Raw genomic sequence first — 17,704 nt, 5'->3', positions numbered from 1 at the left:
GGCACCTTGGGGCGGAAGGGGGCACCATGCTCCCGGTGGGGGGAAGCAACAAGGCGGAACGGCCGAAAAGGCTTGATTTCCTATAGCGCTTCGGCTTATGTTCCTGTTTGGTTCTTTGACAGGAGTTCCTGCATGGCCTTCCCCCTCGTCGCCATTGCCGCCTCCCTGGCGCCGGAGATCATCCGCCTCATTGCCGGCGACCGGGCCGGCACCCTGGCCGGGACGGTGGCCGATGCCGTTCGGCAAGTGGCGGGCACGGAGGACCCTGCCGCCGCCCGCGCGGCGCTCGCCGCGGACACGGAGAAGGTGAATGCCTTGCGAATCCGCTTGGCCGAGATCGCGCTGGAGGGCGAGCGGCTGGGCGCCGAGCGCGAGGCCGGGCAGAGGAATGCGGCGCTGGACACGTTGCGCGCCACGCTGAGCGACACGCAATCCGCCCGCGCGAGCATGGCGGAGATGCTGCGGGGCGGCAGCCGCCTGGCCTGGGGGCCGGCCACCGTCTCCTCCCTGGTGGTGCTGGGGTTCTTCGCCGTGCTGATCCTGCTGGTGACCCTGGATGCCGGGCCGGGCGGCGCCGCGCGCTTCGATCCGCAGGTGGCCAGCGTCATCAACATCACCGTCGGCTCCCTCGGCGCCGCCTTCGCGGCGGTGGTGAACTTCTGGATCGGTTCCTCCCAGTCCTCGCGGGAGAAGGACGCGATCGTCGGGCGGCTGCAGGACGCCCAGGCACAGCAGGTGCAGGCGGCCATGGCGACGCTGCGGGATGCGGCGCCCGCGCCATCGGTACGGCCGGTCTCCTTCCTGGCCGCGCCCGGGCCCGCCGATGAGGACCGCTTCGAGGCCTGCCTGGACGAGGTGCTGAAGTCAGAGGGCGGGTTCGTGAACCACCCGGCCGATCCCGGCGGGGCGACCAACATGGGCATCACGCTCCGCACCCTCTCCGAGTTCCGGGATGGGGAGGTGACCGAGGCCGATATGCGGGCCCTGACCCGGGCCGAGGCGCGCGAGATCTACCGTGTGCGCTACTGGACCCCGATGCGCTGCGCCGAACTGCCGGCCGGGGTGGACCTGATGGTCTTCGACTTCGGGGTGAACGCCGGGCCGGGTCGGTCCGTGAAGATGCTGCAGAAGGCGGCCGGGGTCTCGGTGGATGGGTCGGTGGGGCCGATCACGCTGGCGGCGGCGCGGGCCTGCCGGGCGCCGGACCTAATCAGGCGCCTAGCCGAGGCCCGGATGGCCTATTACCGGGGGCTAGGGACTTTCCCGAGCTTCGGGCGCGGCTGGATGCGGCGGGTCGACGCGACGCGGCAGGTGGCGCTGGAAATGGCGACGAGACCTGGGACCCTGCCCTTGGTGGCGTAAATATGCGCGGCGCGCCGGGGGTTCCCCCCGGCGCCCGGGTAGGGTATGGGAGGGGCAACGGACCCGTAGCTCAGCTGGATAGAGCGTTGCCCTCCGAAGGCAAAGGTCGTACGTTCGAATCGTATCGGGTCCGCCAATTCTCCCCAAATATGTTGTTTGAGCCGATCTGCCGGGCGGCAGGATCGGCTTCTTTCGTGCGCGAGCGGCACGTGCAGGCGCCCCTCTCGACATCGAACTTTCCGGACCGGGAACCCCCTGGCGCAACTCCTCCCGAAGTGGAATGACCGGCTCCGACACTGCGGAAGGGGACCGGCACCCCTCCGTCGGGAGGAGAACGAGATGAGCCCTGACGACCTCGCGCCGACCCGGCGCGCCCTGCTTGGCGGCGCGGCGCTCGCGGCCCTGGCGCCCGCTGCCCGCGCGCAGGAGGCCTGGCCCTCGCGCCCCGTCCGCATGATCGTGCCCTTCCCGCCGGGCGGTACGCCGGACACGGCGGCGCGGGCCCTGGTGCCGCACTTCTCCGAGGCGTTCGGCCAGCCCTTCGTGGTGGATAACCGCTCCGGCGCCGGCGGCAACCTGGGTACGGACCTGATCGCGAAGGCGCGGGACGGGCACACGATCGGGGTCAGCATCAACGGCCCACTGGTGACGGCCCCGGCCCTTTACACCCGGCTGCCCTACGACCCGGCGACGGACCTGACCTACCTCTCCCAGCTCGTGCGCGGGGCGCAGCTGCTGGTGGTGCACCCCGACGTGCCCGCGCAGGACCTCGCCGCCTTCGTCGCCTATGCGAAGGCCAATCCGGGCAAGATGAGCTTCGGCTCCGTCGGCCCCGGCTCGGCGGGGCACCTGGCGATGGAGGAGCTGAAGGCGCGGCTGGGGATCGACCTCGTCCACGTGCCCTATCGCGGCTTCCCGGAAGCGACGGTGGATCTCGTGGCCGGGCGCATCCAGGCCATGATCCAGATCGCCGCGGGCATTATCCCGCAGGTGCAGGACGGCAAGGCGCGCGCCCTGGCGGTCACGGCGGACCAGCGCCTGGCGAAGCTGCCCGAGGTGCCCACCCTGGCCGAGGCCGGAGTGCCGGACGCGGCGAGCTACGCCTGGATCGGGCTCGTTGCCCCCGCGGCGACGCCCGCGAACGTCGCCGCGCGCCTGTCCGCCGAGGCGCGGACGGCGCTGACGGACCCGAAGGTGCGCGGCGTGCTGGAAGGGGCGGGGTTCGAGGTGGTCGCCTCCAGCCCGCAAGCCTTCACCGAGCTGACGGCGGCGGAGCGCCAGCGCTGGGCCGGGCTGATCAAGCGCCTGGGCATCACCGCGGACGGCTGAGGTGGATCGCGGAAGGGCGACAACGCCTGGATGCGTGAATCCGCAGGGCCGCTCAACGGTTGACGAGACCGGAGCAGGGCGCTCCCGTGGCCCCGGACGCGCCGGACAAGGCGCGCCGGAGGAAGGAAGCGCCATGACCCTGTCCCGCCGCACCCTCGGGGGATCCCTCCTCTCGGGCGCCCTGCTGCCCGTGGCCGGGCGCGGCGCCCGGGCGGCGGAGACCTTCGCCGCCACGCGCCCCGTGCGCCTGCTGCTGGCCTTCGGCACGGGAACGGGCGCGGATGTGCTGGCCCGGGAACTGGGGCAGCGCCTTGGCGCCGTGGTGGGACAGCCCGTGGTGGTGGAGAACGTGACCGGCGGCACCGGCGTGGTAGCGCTCCGCACCCTCGCGCGCGCCGCGCCGGATGGGCACACGCTGTTCCTGGCCGCGCTCGGCAATGTGGTGATCAATCCCATGGTCAGCGCGGCCGCGCGCGGCACGGACGCGCTCGCGCGGCCGGTCGGGCAGATGAGCGACAATCCGCACGTGATGCTCATCCACGGCGCGCTGCCCGTGAAGGATGTGCGGGAGTTCGTGGCCTACGCGAAGGCGCGCCCAGGCGAGATCAATTTCGCATCGCCGGGCGCGGGCGGCGTCTCCCACCTCGGCGCGGAGCTGTTCCAGTCGGTCGCGGGCATCCAGGGCGTGCACGTGCCCTACCGCGACGGTTCCCAGCTGCTGACGGACATGATGACGGGCCGCGTGCAGGCCGGGTTCATGAGCGCGGGCGGGCTGATGCCGATCCTGGCGGACGGGAAGATCCGCGCGCTCGGCGTGACGGCGCCGACCCGCGTGCCGGAGCTGCAATCCCTGCCCGTGGTGGAGAGCCAGGGGCTGACAGGCTTCCGCTACAGCACCTGGTATGGCCTCTACGCACCGGCCGCGACGCCGGACGGGCTGATTGGCCCGTTGAACGCCGCGCTCCGCGCCGCGCTGGACGATGAGGGGCTGCGGACACGGCTGACGGCCCAGGGTGCCGAGTTGCGGACGGGATCGGCGGGGGATCTTGCGGCGCTGATGGAGGCCGATGCCCGCACTTGGCGCGCCATCATCCAGAGCCGCGGGATCATGGCGGAGTAGCCGGCCGGGCCTTCGAAAAACGGCCCGGACCTATTCCGGCCGCTTATATCGCGGCCTCAAAAAGCCATAGGACGGGCAGGGGCGCGACGCGTAGCCTCCGGCCATCCCGCCCGAGAGCGGGGCGGAGGAACGTTGTATGAGCGGGATGCGATCGCAGCCGGCGATGCCACTGTCGCGCCGTGCCGCCCTGGCCAGCCTGCTTGCCCCGCTGGCGGTCCCTCGCCTGGCTCGCGCGCAGGGCGGCTGGCCGGACCGGCCGGTGCGGATCGTCGTGCCCTTCACCCCCGGCGGCTCCACCGACATCATCGCCCGGGCGCTCGCGGCGGAACTGCAGGACAGTCTCGGCCAGCCTTTCGTGGTGGAGAATCGCGGCGGCGCCGGCGGCACCATCGGCACGGAGGTGGTCGCCCATGCGCCGGCGGATGGCTACACCCTGCTGATGGGGCATATCGGCACGCTCGCCGTGAACCCCACCCTGTACCGCAACCTGTCCTTCGACACGGTGACGTCCTTCGCTCCCATCACCCTCGCGGCAGTGGTCCCGAACGTGATGGTGGTGAATCCCCGCAAAATGCCCTCCGGCGGGATCCAGGAGCTGGTGGCGATGGCGAAGCGCCGCCCGCGCTCGCTCACCTACGGGTCCGGCGGGAACGGCTCTGCCGCCCACATTGCCATGGCGGCCTTCTGCCTGGCGACGGGGGTGGAGATGGAGCACATCCCCTATCGCGGCACGGCGCCGATGATGAACGACCTGATCGGCGGCACCATCGATCTGACTTTCACCGGCGGCCCGCCCATCCTGCCGCCCGTGCGCGCGGGCATGCTGCGCGCCCTCGGCGTCTCCTCCGACCACCGCCTCGCCGGCGCGCCGGACATCCCCACCGTGGAGGAGCAGGGCGTGGCGGGCTTCGAGGCGAACCAGTGGTACGGCCTCGTCGCCCCCGCGGGCACGCCGCGCCCGATCGTGGACCGGCTGAACGCGGAGTGCACCCGCATCCTGAAGGGCGACAAGCTGCGGCCCCGCCTGGAATCGGAGGGCGCGGAGGCTGCGCCGGGCACGCCGGAAGCCTTTCGCGACTTCATTGTCGCCGAGCGCGCCCGCTGGGGCGAGGTGGTGCGGCGCGCGGAGCTGAAGCCGGACTGATCGGAAGCACGGGAGGAAGGGTCATGATCACGCGTCGTCAGGCGGGCCTGTCGCTGGCCGCCACCACTCTCGCCGCGGGCGCCGCACGGGCGCAGGGCACCGCGCCCCAGCCCGCGGCCCAGCCCGCGGCACCGGGGGTGGGTTTCCACCGCTTCCGCGTCGGCGGCTTCACCGCCACGACGGTCTTCGACGGTACGGCGACCCTGCCGCTGGAGAACTTCGTGCTGAACGCGCCGGTCGAGGCGGTCCGCGAGGTGCTGGCCGAAAGCTTCCTGCCGCGCGACCGCTACGTGACGCCCTACACCCTCACCGCGTTGCAGGCGGGCGGGCGCACGGTGCTCTTCGATGCCGGTACGGGCGGGCAGCTGGCGCCCACGGCCGGTTCGGCGATGGCCAACCTGCGCGCGGCGGGGATCGAGCCGGAGCGGGTGGACCTTGTCGTGCTGACGCATGTGCACGGAGACCACATCACCGGGCTGGCGACGGCCGACGGCAAGGCGGTGTTCCCCAACGCCGAGATCGTCATCCCCGAGGCCGAGTGGCGCTACTGGAGCGACGCGGGGAACGAGACCTCCGCCCCCGCGCGGCAGAAGCCGAACTTCGCCAACCTCAAGCGCCGTCTCGCCCCCTATGGGGGCCGTGTGCGGCGCGTAGAGGAGGGGCAGGAGGCGATGCCGGGCATCCGCGCCGTCACCACGCCTGGCCACACGCCCGGACACACCTCCTGGCACGTTGCGGACGGGGACGGGCAGCTCCTGGTGCTGGGCGACGTGACGCACCGTCCGGAGCTCTTCGCCCGCCGCCCCGGCTTCCACGTGATGTTCGACTTCGATCCCGCTGCGGCCGAGGCGACCCGCCGCCGCGTGCTGGATCGCTGCGCGGCGGATCGCGTGCGCGTCACCGGCTACCACTTCCCATTCCCGGCGAATGGCTACATCGCGCGGGAAGGCGAGGGCTTCCGCTTCGTCCCCGCAGACTGGACCGCCTGATGCAGAACTTTCTCCTTCGCCGCCGCGCCCTGCTCGGCGGCGCGGCAGCGGCCGGCCTGCCTTTCGCGGCGTGGGCTGCCTTCCCCGACCACGACGTGCGGCTTCTCGTCGGCTTCTCTGCCGGCGGCGCCGTGGACCTCGTCGCGCGGCTGGTGACGGACCCGCTGCGCGTCGCACTCGGCCAGAACGTGGTGGTGGATAACCGCCCCGGCGCCTCCGGCCTGATCGCGGCGGAGGCGGCGGCCAAGGCGCCGCCGGACGGGCACACACTCTATGTCGTGGCGATGAGCGCCTATGCCGTGCTGCCGCAGCTGCCCGGCCAGCCCATGCCGATCAACATGGAGAAGGACCTGGCCCCTGTGGGGAACGTGGCGGGCGTGCTGAACGCGCTCGTCGTCTCGCCGAACTCTCAGTTCCGTTCCGTGTCGGACCTCATCGCCTACGCGAAGGCGAACCCGGACAAGCTGACCTATGCCTCCACCGGCAACGGCACCAGCCAGCACCTGGCGGGCGAGCTCTTCGCGCGGCAGGCCGGCATCAAGATGACGCACGTGCCCTATCGGGGCGGTTCCAATGCCATCGTGGACATCACCGCGGGGCGGGTGGACATGATGCTCGGCAACTTCCCGGAGTTCATCGGGCAGATCCGCGATGGCGGGCTGCGGCTACTGGCCTTCGGCGGCACGCAGGCCTCGCCGCTGTTCCCGCAGAAGCCGCTGATCCGCGACACCTTGCCGGGCTTCGAGGTGACGAGCTGGATCGGCCTGGCCGGGCCCGCCGCCATGCCGCAGGAAGCGGTGGAACGATGGGACGCTGCGATGGCGAAGGTGACAGCCGACCCGGAGTTCCGGCGCCGCGTCACGGAGAACGGGATGGAGGTGCTGGGTGGGGATCAGGCCGCCTTCCGCGCCACCATCGCCGCCGACCGGCAGCGCTGGGGCGACGTGATCCGCGGGGCCAACCTTCGGGCGGAGTGACTGACCGGACCCATAGCGCCTCTCCCGGGCGAGAGAGGGTGCCCACCTGCATCGACTCTCACACGGGGGCTTTACGCGCGCCTCACATGCTGGGGATCGGGACCAGCGCTTTTCCTGCCAGGGCGCTGTCGAGCCCCAGCGCCCGCGCCCTCTCGGGCGCGAGGGCGACGACATGCGTGCCCAGGGCGGCCTGGTACTCGACCAGCACCTTCCTCACGCCATCCGCAGGATCGAGCATCTCGGCAATCCGGATGATCCAGGCGAAGCCAGGCGGTGGTGCTATCAATCGCTTTGGTCCAGGGCTGGGGGTGGAAGGCCGGACGCTCTAATGGCCGACGCTTTCGGCAAGCTTTCGGAAGCGGAACTTGCGCCGGCTCGCGCTGGTGCGACCGGCGGCAAGAGGTTTCCGACACCCGATATGGGGGCGGAAGCTGCATCCGGAACCCTGCCGGGGTAGATCCCTCGCGACGTGACCGGCCCTCCCTGGGCATGGCAGGATGCGTCCATCGGAGGGTTTCATAATGAGCGTCGATGGCGATCCGACGGGGCTGATGCCCGAATGCGGTGCGGGGCCGGTGGGGCAGGTGATCCTGCCCCGCGCACACGACATTGGCGGCTTCGAGGTGCGCCGCGCCCTGCCGGCGAAGGGGCGCCAGATGGTCGGGCCCTTCATCTTCTTCGACCAGATGGGGCCGGGCGAGTTCCTGACGGGCCAGGGGCTGGACGTGCGGCCGCACCCGCATATCGGCCTTTCCACCGTCACCTACCTGTTCGAGGGCGAGATCCAGCACCGGGACACGCTGGGGTCAGACCTGCCGATCCGCCCGGGCGACGTGAACTGGATGACGGCCGGGCGCGGCATCGCGCACTCGGAGCGCACGGCCCAGGCGCGGCGGAGCCATCCCAACCCGCTCTACGGCATCCAGTCCTGGGTGGCGCTGCCGCGCGCGCAGGAGGAGGCGATGCCGGGCTTCGTGCACCACCCTGCCGCCACCCTGCCGGTGATCGAGGACCGGGGCCTGCGGCTGCGGCTGATCGCGGGCACGGGCTGGGGCGCGCGCTCGCCCGTCGTCACCTCCTCCGAGCTGTTCTACGCGGATGCGGTGATGGCGCCCGGCGCGTCGCTGCCGCTGCCCGAGCATGAGGAGCGCGGCGCCTACGTGGTGGAGGGTGCTGTCGAGATCGCCGGCGACCGCTTCGAGGCCGGGCGGATGCTGGTGTTCCGCGCCGGCGACGGGCTGGCGATCACGGCGGGGCCGCAGGGCGCGCGGCTGCTGATGCTCGGCGGCGCCGCGATGGACGGGCCGCGCTTCCTGTTCTGGAACTTCGTCTCCTCCTCCCGCGAGCGGATCGAGCAGGCGAAGGATGATTGGCGCGCGGGGCGCTTCGGGACGGTGCCGGGGGACGACAAGGAGTTCATCCCGCTGCCGGTGGAGCGGGTGCGCGCGCATGTGCAGGCGCCCTCCGGCGGGTCGCCGACGAGCTGACGCCGGGCGCGCCGGCGTTCGGGGCGGCCGCGCTGAAGGGCCGTTAGGCCCTTGAGCCCAGCCGACCTTTCACCTCGGGAAGCGCTGCTCGGTCCAGCGGGCGATGTAGTCGAACATGTTACGCACGCTGTTGCGGAACGCCTCCGGGTTCGGGTCGCACGGGATGCATGGCGTGAAGCCGTGCGTCGCTCCTTCGATGAAGACGAGATCCTTGTCGGCCGTGGTGGCGGCCTCGAACTCCTCCTCGGAGTCGCGGATGAAGAGGTAGCCGCCCATGCCCATGACGAGGAGCGGCCGGGTGATGACGCCCACCGCGCAGACCGTGGAGTTGTTCGAGGAACAATGGTCGATGCCGTCCAGGGAGTTGGTGGAGCGGACAGCCTGCGCACTGAGGTAGGACCGGATGGACAGCAGCTTGGTCCCACGATCGAAGCTGTTGGTCGTTGCGTGGGTTTCCAGCTCCGGGGGGCTCACGGAGTTGACGATCTGGCGCACGACGGTTCCGTCGTTCCTGAGGAATTGCTGGGGCCTGAGCGTCCGCCGCAGCGGCGCCGCCACGTCCAGGCTGTGAAGCTGGGAGGCGCCACCGGGGCCGGCCCCGGGATTTCCGCCATGCGGGATGACGACGATGTCGTTGTCGGGATAGGGGCCGCGGCCCTCGGCAATGCGCTGGCGGCGCGCCAGGATGTCGTCGGTGAGCCGGTTCATGCGGGCGGACTGCGCGGCATAGTACCGGCGTTGGAACTCGGGCGTGTAGTGCGAGGACCCGTTCGGCTCGTAGCCGTTGGCGCGGCTGTACGGATCCAGGCCCGGGTCGAACTGGCGCGGGGCCTCGTTGACCGAGGCGCCGTTGAGGCTCCGCAGCAGGATCACGGGAACGCCGGGGTGCGCATCCGCCAGGATCAGGGCATCGGCCGGAGGCAGCCCCGCGAGATCGTCGCGGCACGGCACGAGCTTCCGCGGGTCCTGGCAGAACGCCGTGCCGGCCTCCGCGACGGCCTGGTAGAAGCTCAGCGTCGGGCCGCCGCCGCTATGCCCCAGCAGGACGATGCTGCGGATGCCGGGCTGCCCTCGCAGGAAGGCCACGCCTTCCTTCACGTCGAGCGCGATGCGGTCCCAATCCACGAGCAACTCGTTGTTGACGTAGCGCGTGTTCATGCAGAGGGCGGCGAAGCCGCGGCGCGGCAGCTCGGCGCAGCCGATGTGGCGGAGGTAGTCCGCCGTCCGGTGAATGATGAGGAAGGCCACATGGGGATCCGGCCCCTCCGGCTTGTAGAACATGCCCTGCGCGGCGCCGAGGCGCACCGGAACCGGGGCGACCTCCGCCTGGGCCAGGCGGGCAAGGCCGGCCACGGCCAGGAGTGCCGCGCAGATCACCCGGACTCTTCGTTTCAACGGACCATCCCTCCATGTCGGCGCGCGCTCTGCCCGGCGCATGCCGCATGAAATCATCAGGAGGGAGGCCCTGCCATCCTCATGTTACGGGACCTCTTGTTGCTGGGCCCACGCGATCCTGAAACGGGATCGATGCGGCGCTGAGTGGCACAGGCCGGACGAGAGCAACCCTGGCCCGTGCCGCAAGCGCCCCGGCCCGGTGCCAGAGCAGGCAGCTGCGGCGCGGCATCGCTTGGAAGCGCGGAGCTGCCCTAGCGCCGAAGCTCCATCGCGATCGGCCCTTCACGCTCCCCGCGGGCGAACTGGTCCACCAGGGGATTGCCGGTGTGGCCCAACTCGGCAGCCGGGCCGGTCCAGACGATGCGGCCCTTGTGGAGCATCGCCGCGTCGTCGCCGATGCGGCGGGCGCTGGCCATGTCGTGGGTGATCGTCACGGCCGTGGCGCCCAGGCGCTTCACGCAGTCCACGATCAGCCCGTCGATCACGGCGCCCATGATGGGGTCCAGCCCCGTGGTCGGCTCGTCGAAGAAAATGATGTCGGGCTGGGAGGCGATGGCGCGGGCGAGCGCCACGCGCTTCTGCATGCCGCCGGAGAGGGAGGCCGGGTCCATCTCCCCCACGCCCATGCCGAGGCCGACATCCACCAGCGCCTCCACTGCGCGCTGCCGGGCCTTCTCGCGGGAGATTCGGCCCTGGGCGAGGAGCTTGAAGCAGACATTCTCCCAGACCGGCAGGCTGTCGAAGAGTGCGCCGTTCTGGAAGAGCATGCCGGTGCGGTCCAGCACCGCCGCGCGTTCCCGCCGGGACATGGTCAGCACGTTCCGGCCGTCGATCTCGATGGTGCCCTCATCCGGCTCGATCAGGCCGAGGATGCACTTGATGGTCACGGACTTGCCCGTGCCGGAACCGCCGAGGATGACCATGGAGCGGCCGGGCATGACGTCCAGGTCCACCCCGTCCAGCACGGGCTTGCCGTTGAAGGACTTCTTCAGCCCGCGCAGGCGGATCTTCGGAGTCCGGGTATCCGGTGCCTGGGCCTCGCTCATCGGGCGAAGAACGCCTCGGTCAGCACGTAGTCGAGTGCGAGGATGAGGATGGAGGAGGAGACGACAGCCGCGGTGGTGGCCGCGCCCACGCCCTGCGCGCCACCGCGGGAGGTGTAGCCGCACCAGGTGCCCAGCAGCGCCACGACGAAACCGAAGACCGCCGCCTTCACGAGGCCGCTGACCACGTCCATCCACTGCAGGAAGTCCAGCGTGGCCTTGAGGTAGGCGGGGCCGGAGAAGCCGAGCTTGAGCGTGCCGATGAGATAGCCGCCCATCACCCCGAGAATGTCCGCCACCAGCACCAGCAGCGGCATGGCCAGGATGCCGGCCAGCAGCCGGGGGGTGACGAGATACTTCATCGGGTCGGTGGAGAGGGTGGTGAGGGCGTCGATCTGGTCGGTCACGCGCATCGTGCCGATCTCCGCCGCGAAGGCGGCGCCGATCCGGCCGGAGACCATCAGCCCCGCCAGCACCGGCCCCAATTCCCGGGTAATGGAGAGGACGACGACGTTGGCGACGGCCCCTTCCGCCCCGAAGCGGGAAAAGCCGGAGAAGGATTGCAGCGCCAGCACCATGCCGGTGAACACCGCGGTCAGCCCCACCACGGGCAGGGAGAACCAGGCGATCTCCAGGAAGGCCCGCAAGAACAGGCGGGGGTGGAAGGGCGGGCGCAGCAGGTGGCTCAGCCCCGTGAGCGCGAAGAGGGCCACGGCGCCGGTGCTGCGGCACAGGCCGATGGTGGCGCGGCCCAGGGCCGCCACCCAGTCGAGCGGCCGGAAAGCCAGGGGGGTGGGGGAATTCACGCGGCCGGGTTCACGCGGCGCTGTAGGCGCGGCGGTAGCGCGCCCCAAGGGAGGTCAGCACCTCGTAGCCGATGGTGCCGGCGCGGGCCGCCACCTGGTCCGGCGAGTTGCCGGGGCCGATCAGCTCGATCATGGAGCCGGGGCCGATGGCGGGATGGTCTGTCACGTCGAAGGCGGAGAGGTCCATGGAGATCCGGCCCACGAGGGGCACATCCTGCCAGTTGTGCCGGCCGATCGCGCGGCCGGAGAGGGACCTGAGATAGCCATCGGCGTAGCCCGCGGCAACGGTGGCGATCCGCGAGGGGCGCTGGGCGGTCCAGCCCGCGCCGTAGCCGACCGGGGTGCCGGCCGGGATCTCCCGCACCTGCAGGACGGGCGCGGCCAGCCGGACCGTGGGGCGCATGGGGTTGGGGCGCCCCGGGGTGGGGTTGAGGCCGTAGATCGCGCAGCCCGGCCGGGCGAGGTCGGAGGCGAAGTCCCGGCCGAGGAAGATCCCGGCGGAGTTGGCGAAGGAGAAGGGCACGGCGGGCAGGCGGGCGCGGGCGGCGGCGAAGCGGGCGGCCTGCGCGGCGTTCATCGGGTGGGCCGGCTCGTCCGCGCAGGCCAGGTGGGTCATGACGTAGCGGAGACGCAGGCCGTCGAGCGGGGAGGGGTCCTCCGCCAGCGCCTCCAGCTCGGCGGGGGAGAGGCCGAGCCGGGCCATGCCCGTGTCCACGTGCAGGATGGCGCCCCGCCCCGTGCCGGACCAGGCGGCGATATCGCCCGGGCTGTTCAGCACGGGGGTGAGGGCCGCGTCCTCGTCCGCCCCGGGAGGGAAGCCGTTCAGCACGGCGATGGTCGGCCCAGGGCCGTGTGACGAGCAGAGCAGCGGGCGCAGCGCCATGCCCTCGGCGAGCTGGGCGACGAAGAAGCGGCGGCAGCCGGCGGCGGCCAGGGCGGGGGCCACCGCCGCGGCGCCCAGGCCATAGGCATCGGCCTTCACCGCCGCGCCCGTTTCGCCCCCGCCGGCCTCCGCGTGAAGATCCCGCAGGGTACGCCAGTTGGCAGTGATGGCGTCGAGATCGACCGTCAGGACGCCCGCGGGCTCAGGCGATCCCGGATTCACTCATAATTGTCCTGGTCGTGGGTCTGGTCGAGGTCGCCGAAGCGGGTGAACTCGCCCTCGAAGAACAGGCGGATGGTGCCGGTGGGGCCGTGGCGCTGCTTGGAGACGATCAGCTCGGCCTTGTTGTGGGCCTGCTCCATGTCCTTCTGCCACTTGTCCAGGGCTTCCGTGTACTTCTCGTTGTTGTCGAAGTTCAGCTCCTTCGGCATCTTCTGGGCGAGGTAGTACTCGTCGCGGTACACGAACATCACCACGTCGGCGTCCTGCTCGATCGAGCCGGACTCACGGAGGTCGGCCAGCTGCGGCCGCTTGTCCTCGCGGCTCTCCACCTGGCGGGAGAGCTGGGAAAGGGCGATCACCGGCACCGACAATTCCTTGGCAATGGCCTTCAGCCCCTGGGTGATCTGGCTGATCTCCTGCACGCGGTTCTCCGGACGGGTGCCGGCGGCGGGGCGCATCAGCTGCAGGTAGTCCACGATGATGAGGCTCAGCCCCTTCGTCCGCATCAGCCGCCGGCAGCGGGTGCGGAGCGCGGAGATGGTGATGGCCGGGGTGTCGTCGATGAAGAGGGGAATGGAGGAGAGCTCGCGGCTCACCTCCACGAACTTGTCGAAGTCGCGCTGGGCGATGTCGCCGCGGCGGATACGGTCGCCGGAGACGCGGGACTGCTCCGACAGGATACGGGTGGCGAGCTGGTCGGCGCTCATTTCCAGGGAGAAGATGGCGACGCCGCCGCGCACCACGGCGTTCGGGTCCTTGTCCCGCGCCTCCCGGATCACGGCCTGGGCGGCACCGAAGCCGATCTTCACGGCCAGCGCCGTCTTGCCCATGGCCGGGCGGCCCGCGAGGATCAGGAGATCCGACGGGTGCAGGCCGCCGAGCTTGCTGTCCACGTCCCGCAGCCCCGTCGAGAGGCCGGAGACGCCGCCGGGGGTGGAGAAGGCGCGCTCCGCGAGGTTCACCGCCTCGGCCAGCGCCTTCTCGAAGGTGACCATGCCGCCTTCGGTCGTGCCGTCGGTCGCCAGGTCGAAGAGGGCCTGCTCGGCCGCCTCCAGCTGGGCCTTGCCGTCCAGCTCCGGCTCCGCCCCGAAGGCGCGGTTCACCACCACCTCGCCCAGGTCCACCAGCTGGCGGCGCAGGTGGCAGTCGTAGATCACGCGGCCGTACTCGCCGGCGTTGATGATGCCGACCATGGCCGTGAGGAGCTGGGTGAGGTAGGCGGGGCCGCCCACCTCGTCGAGCAGGCCGGAATGCTCGAACTCCGCCCGCAGCGTGACCACGTCGGCGAGCTGCCCGGCCTCGATCCGGCGCTGGACGGCGTGGAAGATGCGGCCGTGGATCGGGTCGGCGAAGTGCTCCGCCGCCAGGAACTCCGAGACGCGCTCATAAGCCTTGTTGTTGGCCAGAAGCGCGCCCAGCAGGGCCTGCTCCGCCTCCACGTTGGAGGGGGGCAGGCGCTGGGAGAGGCCCAGCAGCCCGTTCCCGGACGGCTCGGCCCCCGGCTGGATGAGGGAGTCGAAGGCGTTCATGGGGCCAGTCTAGCCCCCGGCGCGCTCCGCGTCCTGCCCGACCTTTTCCCGGGGCGCTGTGGATGGCGGTGGATCATGTGGATAAGCCGCCGCCCGCCCGGCCGCCCGTTCCGCCTCGAACATGTAGTCGCGGGTCAGCGGCAGGGCATCCACCTTCCTCGCCACCTGCACCTGCCAGTTCATATGGCCCCAGCGGCGGAAGGCCAGTTCCGAGGCGGCCAGATAGTACTCGAACATGCGGCAGAAGCGCTCGTCGTAGATCGCCTTGATCGCATTGCGGTTGGCCGCGAAGCGCTCCCGCCAGTGGCGGAGGGTGAGCGCGTAGTGCAGGCGCAGGATCTCCAGGTCGGTGACCCAGAGGCCGGCCTTCTCGATCGCGGGGATCACCTCGGACACGGCGGGGGAGTAGCCGCCGGGGAAGATGTACTTGGTAAGCCAGGGGTTGGTGGTGGCGGGACCACCGGACTGGCCGATGGCGTGGATCAGCGCCACGCCGTCCTCCTTCAGCGCGTCCCCGACCGTGCGGAAGAAGGCCGTGTAGTGATTGATGCCTACATGCTCGAACATGCCGACGGAGACGATACGGTCCATCGGACGGTTCCAGGCGCGGTAATCCACCAGCTCGAACTTCACCCGGTGCGACAGGCCGGCGGCCTCCGCCCGGGCCCGGGCCTCGGCCAGCTGCTCCTCCGAGAGGGTAAGGCCGGTGACGCGGGCGCCGTAGTCCTTCGCCAGGGTCAGCGCCAGGCCGCCCCAGCCGCAGCCGATGTCCAGCACCTCCAGGTCCGGCCGGTCCAGGCGCAGCTTGGAGGCGATGTGGCGCTTCTTCAGCACCTGGGCCTCCTCCAACGTCTCCTGCCCCGTGGGGAAGTAGGCGCAGGAGTACTGCCGGTCGGCGTCGAGGAAGAGGGAGTAGAGCGTGCCGTTCAGGTCGTAGTGGTGGGCGACGTTGCGCTTGCTGCGCACCGCCGTGTTCAGGTCCAGCAAGCGGCGGCCGGCCTGGCGCAGCATCTCGCCGGCGCGCATGGCGGGGTGGGTGCCGCCCTCGGCCAGGTTGAGGATCAGGACGTCCAGCACGTCGTAGATCGTCGAGCCCTCAATGGGCTCGATGCTGCCGTCCATGTAGCCCTCGCCGAAGCCGAGGGAGGGATCCCAGAGAAGGCGGCGGGCGATCTCGGGGGTTTTCAGGGCGAGGGCGGCACCTGGGCCGGGGCTGGTGCCGCCGAAGGTGCGGAAGGTTCCGTCCGGGCGGCGGAGCCGCAGGGTGCCGCGGCGGATCAGGCGGGAGAGGATGGGATCGAGAAGCAACGTCGGGCCTCCTTCAGTCACGAAGGCTGTCCCTCTCCGGCGGGAGCTTCAATTACGGGACGATACCATCACGCTTACGTGATGGAGCAGATATGCAAATGGCCGCCCCCTTGCGGGGACGGCCATTCGTTCAACGCGCTTGTGGCGCGAGTCGCTTACTCGCGGGCGGCGCCCAGCTCGGAGAGCTCGGCGGCCAGCTCGGCCTCGAGGGAAGCCTCCTCGGCCTCCTGCTCGGCCCGAAGGTCCTCGCCGCGCGCCTGCTTCTCGGCCTCTTCCGGGGAGCGGGCGACGTTCACGATCACGGGGATCGAGACCTCCGGGTGCAGCGCGACGCGGACGGTGGTGAGGCCCAGCGTCTTGATCGGCTGCTCCAGGACGACCTGGTCGCGGGTGATGATGAGGCCAGCGTCCTTCACCGCGTCCGCGATGTCGCGGCCGGAGACGGAGCCGTAGAGCGCGCCGCTCTCGCCGGCAGAGCGGATCAGGACGACCTGCAGGCCCTCCATGCGCTCGGCCACGCGCTCGGCCTCCTCGCGCCGCTTGATGTTCAGGGCCTCGAGCTGCGCGCGCTCGGCCTCGAACTTCTTGAGGTTCGTCTCGGTCGCGCGGATGGCGCGGCCGGAGGGGAGGAGGAAGTTGCGGGCGTAGCCGGGCTTCACCTTCACGGTGTCGCCCATCTGGCCGAGCTTCTCGACCCGCTGCATCAGGATGACGTTGATCATGGTGCTGTGCCCCCGATCAGTCGTTGATGACGTAGGGGAGCAGCGCCAGGAAGCGGGCGCGCTTGATGGCGTTCGCCAGCTCGCGCTGCTTCTTGGCGGAGACCGCCGTGATGCGGGACGGCACGATCTTGCCGCGCTCGCTCAGGAAGCGGGAGAGCAGGCGCACGTCCTTGTAGTCGATCTTCGGCGCGTTCGGGCCGGAGAAGGGGCAGGACTTGCGGCGGCGGTAGAAGGGCCGGCGGGCGCCGACGGCCGGGCGGCGCGCGGCGGGGGTCAGGTCGGTCGTGTCGGACATCTTGGCTTACTCCTCGCCGCCCATGCCGCCCATGCCGTCCGCCTCGTCGCGGGGGCGGGCGCGGAACTCCTCGCGGTCATCGCCGCGCTCGCGGCCACGGCCGGAGCCGAAGCGGCCGGCCGGGCGGGGGCCGCGGAAGCCGCGGTCGCGCTCACGGTCGTCGCCGCGCTTGGCGAGGATGGCGGAGGGGGCGTCGTCGATCGTCTCGATCCGCAGCGTCATGTGGCGCAGCACGTCCTCGTGCAGGCCCAGCTGGCGCGCGGTCTCCTTCTCGGCCTCGGCCGAGCAGTCCAGGCCCAGCAGCATGTAGTGGGCCTTGCGGTTCTTCTTGATCTTGTACGCGAGGCCGCGGAGGCCCCAGTACTCGCGCTTGCGGATCTCGCCGCCGGTAGCGCCGACGATCTCGCCGACCTGGTCGGCGATGGCCTCGACCTGCGCCTGAGTCAGATCATTCCGCGCAATCAGCACGGTTTCATAAAGCGGCATCTGTTTCCCTTCGGATGTCTCAGCCCTGGTGGCCGACGCGGGATGCGAAGGCCGGAAAAAGGGCATAGCCGCGCACGATGCCTCGCGCCCGGCAGGGTGGCGGGGGCGTATAGCGGGGCGGCCCCTCGGGGGCAAGCTGTTTCGCGGGCGGCAAAGCGCTTCGCCCCCTGGAACCCCCATCTGACTGCCGCCGCGCCGTCCTGGGACGGTGCTGCTCCGTGGTGGGCCCGGTCCTGACCCTGCGGTCGCCTGAGCTCATGGACGCCAGGCACACCGTCAGCAGGGTTCAAACCAAACTCTAGAAAAACAGATGGTAAGGGGGCCAGGGAGAGGAAGAGTTCCTTCTTTCTCACCCTGGCCACGGACGGACAGCGAAGGATCAGCCCGTGCCGCCGTCGTCCGTTTTGCTGCCCGATGCCAGCTTGCGCAGCTCCTCCGAGCTGAGTCCGGCGGGGACGGAGCCGGCCAATGTGCCGTCCCCAGCCTCCTCATGGGCCTTGTTGGTGGGGGCGCCGCCCCCGGTGTGGGTCTCGCTCCCCTGGGCGGGCGAGGGGCTCTGGTCCCGGCTGTGGTCCTGGCCCGACTGGTCCTGCTTGCCGCTCATCGG

General features: G+C 70.9%; 18 protein-coding genes and 1 tRNA gene. 8 read left to right on the top strand and 11 right to left on the bottom strand.

What is annotated here, in order from left to right; genetic code table 11:
- The first annotated feature begins 132 nt into the window (after positions 1-132).
- The 7 genes from NRP21_RS25375 (at position 133) to NRP21_RS25345 (ending at position 6,921) form a co-directional block, all read left to right on the top strand.
- Entirely contained in the window at positions 133-1,362 is a 1,230-nt protein-coding gene (locus NRP21_RS25375) for a glycoside hydrolase family 108 protein (protein WP_257719032.1), read from the top strand.
- A gap of 59 nt (positions 1,363-1,421) precedes the next feature.
- Positions 1,422-1,498 (top strand) — tRNA-Arg (locus tag NRP21_RS25370).
- A gap of 203 nt (positions 1,499-1,701) precedes the next feature.
- Positions 1,702-2,691, top strand: a complete 990-nt coding sequence (locus tag NRP21_RS25365; RefSeq protein WP_257719031.1) for a Bug family tripartite tricarboxylate transporter substrate binding protein — start codon at positions 1,702-1,704, stop codon at positions 2,689-2,691.
- A gap of 133 nt (positions 2,692-2,824) precedes the next feature.
- Entirely contained in the window at positions 2,825-3,811 is a 987-nt protein-coding gene (locus NRP21_RS25360; protein WP_257719030.1) for a Bug family tripartite tricarboxylate transporter substrate binding protein, read from the top strand.
- A 136-nt stretch (positions 3,812-3,947) separates the two neighbouring features.
- Positions 3,948-4,955 (top strand): Bug family tripartite tricarboxylate transporter substrate binding protein, encoded by a 1,008-nt coding sequence (locus NRP21_RS25355; RefSeq protein ID WP_257719029.1) that lies wholly within the window; start codon positions 3,948-3,950, stop codon positions 4,953-4,955.
- A gap of 23 nt (positions 4,956-4,978) precedes the next feature.
- A complete protein-coding gene (locus NRP21_RS25350; RefSeq protein WP_257719028.1) occupies positions 4,979-5,944 on the top strand; it encodes an MBL fold metallo-hydrolase in 966 nt (321 codons plus the stop codon).
- Positions 5,944-6,921, top strand: a complete 978-nt coding sequence (locus tag NRP21_RS25345; RefSeq protein WP_257719027.1) for a Bug family tripartite tricarboxylate transporter substrate binding protein — start codon at positions 5,944-5,946, stop codon at positions 6,919-6,921. Before NRP21_RS25350 ends, NRP21_RS25345 begins: the two co-directional genes overlap by 1 nt.
- Positions 6,922-7,003: 82 nt before the next feature.
- On the opposite strand, the gene NRP21_RS25340 is transcribed toward NRP21_RS25345, so the two are convergent.
- The gene (locus tag NRP21_RS25340; protein WP_257719026.1) at positions 7,004-7,159 is read right to left on the bottom strand and encodes a hypothetical protein; all 156 of its coding nucleotides are present in this window, start codon (positions 7,157-7,159) and stop codon (positions 7,004-7,006) included.
- A 283-nt stretch (positions 7,160-7,442) separates the two neighbouring features.
- On the opposite strand from NRP21_RS25340, the gene NRP21_RS25335 reads away from it, so the two are divergent.
- Positions 7,443-8,408, top strand: coding sequence for a pirin family protein (locus tag NRP21_RS25335; protein ID WP_408639662.1), 966 nt, complete (start codon positions 7,443-7,445; stop codon positions 8,406-8,408).
- 69 nt (positions 8,409-8,477) lie between these two features.
- On the opposite strand, the gene NRP21_RS25330 is transcribed toward NRP21_RS25335, so the two are convergent.
- From NRP21_RS25330 to NRP21_RS25285, 10 genes are all read right to left on the bottom strand, one after another.
- Positions 8,478-9,803 carry an alpha/beta hydrolase family protein gene (locus tag NRP21_RS25330; protein ID WP_257719025.1) on the bottom strand — a complete coding sequence of 442 codons (1,326 nt, stop codon included), beginning with the start codon at positions 9,801-9,803 and terminating at the stop codon, positions 8,478-8,480.
- Between the two features lie 251 nt (positions 9,804-10,054).
- Entirely contained in the window at positions 10,055-10,849 is a 795-nt protein-coding gene (locus tag NRP21_RS25325; protein WP_257719024.1) for an ABC transporter ATP-binding protein, read from the bottom strand.
- Positions 10,846-11,652 carry an MlaE family ABC transporter permease gene (locus tag NRP21_RS25320; RefSeq protein ID WP_257719023.1) on the bottom strand — a complete coding sequence of 269 codons (807 nt, stop codon included), beginning with the start codon at positions 11,650-11,652 and terminating at the stop codon, positions 10,846-10,848. Before NRP21_RS25320 ends, NRP21_RS25325 begins: the two co-directional genes overlap by 4 nt.
- Positions 11,653-11,662: 10 nt before the next feature.
- On the bottom strand, positions 11,663-12,757 hold the full coding sequence (gene alr / locus NRP21_RS25315) for an alanine racemase (protein WP_257719022.1): 1,095 nt from the start codon (positions 12,755-12,757) through the stop codon (positions 11,663-11,665).
- Complete coding sequence (locus NRP21_RS25310) at positions 12,754-14,286, bottom strand: replicative DNA helicase (RefSeq protein WP_257719021.1); 1,533 nt, start codon at positions 14,284-14,286, stop codon at positions 12,754-12,756. The genes alr and NRP21_RS25310 overlap by 4 nt, the downstream gene beginning before the upstream one ends.
- Before the next feature lie 9 nt (positions 14,287-14,295).
- The gene (locus tag NRP21_RS25305; RefSeq protein ID WP_257719020.1) at positions 14,296-15,594 is read right to left on the bottom strand and encodes an SAM-dependent methyltransferase; all 1,299 of its coding nucleotides are present in this window, start codon (positions 15,592-15,594) and stop codon (positions 14,296-14,298) included.
- A gap of 155 nt (positions 15,595-15,749) precedes the next feature.
- Entirely contained in the window at positions 15,750-16,316 is a 567-nt protein-coding gene (rplI, locus tag NRP21_RS25300; protein ID WP_257719019.1) for a 50S ribosomal protein L9, read from the bottom strand.
- Positions 16,317-16,332: 16 nt separating this feature from the next.
- Positions 16,333-16,611, bottom strand: a complete 279-nt coding sequence (rpsR, locus tag NRP21_RS25295) for a 30S ribosomal protein S18 (protein WP_043830720.1) — start codon at positions 16,609-16,611, stop codon at positions 16,333-16,335.
- A gap of 6 nt (positions 16,612-16,617) precedes the next feature.
- Positions 16,618-17,097, bottom strand: a complete 480-nt coding sequence (rpsF, locus tag NRP21_RS25290; protein WP_257719018.1) for a 30S ribosomal protein S6 — start codon at positions 17,095-17,097, stop codon at positions 16,618-16,620.
- Positions 17,098-17,476: 379 nt separating this feature from the next.
- Positions 17,477-17,701, bottom strand: coding sequence for a hypothetical protein (locus NRP21_RS25285; RefSeq protein ID WP_257719017.1), 225 nt, complete (start codon positions 17,699-17,701; stop codon positions 17,477-17,479).
- Positions 17,702-17,704: the final 3 nt, after the last annotated feature.

Source organism: Roseomonas populi (assembly GCF_024594815.1).
GTDB classification, from domain to species: Bacteria; Pseudomonadota; Alphaproteobacteria; order Acetobacterales; family Acetobacteraceae; genus Roseomonas; species Roseomonas populi.
The sequence above is the reverse complement of the archived record's forward strand: the minus strand, read 5'-3'. Positions and strand labels throughout refer to the sequence as shown.